Origin of the sequence: Microcoleus sp. S36b_A4, from assembly GCF_036700645.1 — a bacterium.
GTDB lineage: Bacteria > Cyanobacteriota > Cyanobacteriia > Cyanobacteriales > Microcoleaceae > Microcoleus.
On record NZ_JAUBPI010000194.1, the window covers coordinates 1 to 2,794 of the forward strand.

A 2,794-nucleotide genomic window follows, 5' to 3' on the forward strand; every position below is an offset into this window, starting at 1 on the left:
TATGTTCAACTAAGCAAATCGAAAATTATTTTGCTCACTGCTGTTACTGTACCTCTTAGTCACGCAAAGTGCTGTATCATCAAACAGTAAACTTATTAAAATTATTTCCTATGATTACTTTTGGATGGTGGAATGTGATTATTATAATTACAGTCGCTTGGTTTCTCAAACTTAATTTGCGATTAGATAGCGAAAAAACAGCATGGCAGGATTCTTTGTTTTTAAAACATCCTACTATGCAAAGGTTGGCTCACTTTTTTAGTCAACCTATCGTTAACTTTATTTTGCAAGCAGTGATTGTATTAGTTCTCACCCGATTTCTCTGTTATACCGGTTGGTTGGTTTACAATCTGACTAATCGGCCCGATCCGCCTTACTGGGATTTTAAGTGGTTTTATGTAGCGAGTAGATTAGCCCATCAGCATTTGAGTCCCTTTAATGTCGAGGTGTTTAACATCGGTTTCTGTAGCATCACTAAAGTGTGTGGGTTTATTCCATCTTTTGTTTATCCACCTAATATCATTCCTCCGCTGTGGTTTTTGGGCTATTTCCCGATGAAGACTGCATTCACAATCTGGACTTGGCTGCATCTTATTGCCACAGGTTTTGTTTTATGGGGAGCGAATATCTTGTTGGTGTCGCACTCACGAGCTTTTCGGACTATTTGTAGTATATCAGTTGCATTCCTCTACGGTTTTGTCTTCGATCTTCAAGTTGGCAATGTGGCAACTTTTATTGCCGTTCTGCTGTTATGGATGTTTATTTATGCTAGAAAAAATCAGGATGTAATTGCAGGAGTTTTCTTAGGAATTGCCCTGTTTAAACCAACTTTAGTTATATTGTTTCTTCCTTATTTTTTAATCAAAAGACGGTTTAAGCTAGTTTTTATATCTCTAGTGACGGTAACTTTTTTGGCAGTTATAGGTCTAGCTGTAACGGGCAATTCCTTAACAGGATTTATACAGGATGCGACTCGTGGATTTCCACTCTGGCTCAACGATCCATCGAATAATGCTTATATTTCTATGAGTCGCCTTGATTTAAGGGTTATGGGGCCGAGATTTTTCCCCGATAGTCCCTTCGTGGCGAAGCTATTTTCTGACTTGATTATTCTGGTGCTTGTGGGTTTAGTGAGTTGGTATTTTTACAAAAAACAATCTCGCAATGCTTGGTCAAAAAAAGTTGACTTATCTGAAATGGTGCTAATTTCTACTTTGAGTATTGCTATCAACTATTCACAGCCCACCAGTTCTGTGATGTTAGCACCGGCGGTGGTTTTTTTGCTGAATGATTTATGTTTTCAGATTAAAAATTGTAGCTTCTCTAGGCAAAGAATGTCGGTTTGGTTATTGGCAGTTGGCTGTGTCATGGTGCAAACCGCTGTGATTCATGGCGGGCTGTTGGTGTTTCTAGGAAGGCGGTGGAACTGGAAGGGGGGGGAATTGCCTTATTTGTTTAAAGTAACTATTTTTTCACTACCGAGTTATGCGATTTTAGGCCTTACGTTAAGTGTTTTAGTCTTAGCGATTACATCCCTTGGTCAAAAACAGGTTCCTGAATTTGACCCTTTGGATCAGGTTTCGGGTTAGAGGAAAAAGAAAACCCGATCAAAATATTTGTAGAAGAGTCAAAGAATATCTCTAAAAAAGAATGCCTAGTAGTCCAGTCTCATCACTTTCATCTGTAAGTCTAAGTCTTACAAAGGAATCAAAATTAAAATCTGCAGCAAACTCGGAGCGTGGAACCATATCTGAGTTTAAAGTACAGATATACTGAAAGCCACATCTCCTAGATTCTCTATCAGCAAATTCAAGAGCCAGTCTCACTTGTCGCTCATCTACACCATCAAAAATGGTACTGTCATGAATGAGTATACGTGGTGAAGGATCTTGTTCAGACCAAAGCTGTGCCAGCATTAAGTCGTAACAAAATATTTTCATATTATCGATACCTTCGCTGCCATCACGGTTAATCTCTACTTTAAACTGAAAACCATTGTCACCTACATTAATAATTAGCCTTCCTGGGGCATCATAAAGAAATCGAGAGTTTGTATTGAATAAATCTATAGCCCGATTTGCTTGAATACGTCGTTCTTGATAGTCACTACGTGCGCGTTGTAATACACGTTCTTTTTCAATCTTTAAAGCACTTTTTCCTTCTTCAAACCTATTTAACTCTTCTATACGTTTTGTGATATCGTTTAGATTAGATACAGTTTCTAGGTAAAGTTCTTGGAGTCTTGTGTACTCTTCTAAAGCACCATGTGTTTGTAGCACCTCCAATAAAGAAGCACGTTCTTCTATTTTTTCACCTATGAGAATTTCTCTAGATGATATATCTCTCCTGATACGCTCAATTTCATTCGAGAGAAAATCGCGACGATTTTCGATAAGTCTAAGATGAAATATTTCTACTTCTTCCAATCTTCTAACTACCAAACCAGGAAGTTCTATGCCGACACTTTCATATATATTAGTGACATCCTCTGGAGAGGGCTCATTTTCTGCTTCCAGGCTAGATTGATAAAGTTCTAATATTTTTTTATCTGCAATATTGTTATTAGTGGCTTCATGAATTTCCGCAGTCAACCGATTAGTATTAGCCTCTAGTTCGTGGTATTGATCAGCTACGCGAAAATTACTTAAGGTTCTTTTTCTCTCGCGTAACTGTGACTCGACTTCTACTTTTAAAGCTTCGAGTTCGCCTAGAGAACCCAATAGACATCTCCAAAATAGTAACAGTTCGTGGTAATATCACATCATAAAGCTTTTTTGACCCAGAAACATGAGCG

2 protein-coding genes are annotated in these 2,794 nt (G+C 38.0%); one reads left to right on the forward strand and one right to left on the reverse strand.

Annotation, left to right across the window (positions count from 1 at the left end):
* Nucleotides 1-110: 110 nt before the first annotated feature.
* On the forward strand, nucleotides 111-1,589 hold the full coding sequence (locus QUA03_RS28645; RefSeq protein ID WP_333217076.1) for a glycosyltransferase family 87 protein: 1,479 nt from the start codon (nucleotides 111-113) through the stop codon (nucleotides 1,587-1,589).
* 51 nt (nucleotides 1,590-1,640) lie between these two features.
* Here QUA03_RS28645 and QUA03_RS28650 read toward each other — a convergent pair whose 3' ends face one another.
* Nucleotides 1,641-2,720 carry an ABC-three component system protein gene (locus QUA03_RS28650; protein WP_333217079.1) on the reverse strand — a complete coding sequence of 360 codons (1,080 nt, stop codon included), beginning with the start codon at nucleotides 2,718-2,720 and terminating at the stop codon, nucleotides 1,641-1,643.
* Nucleotides 2,721-2,794 lie beyond the last annotated feature (74 nt).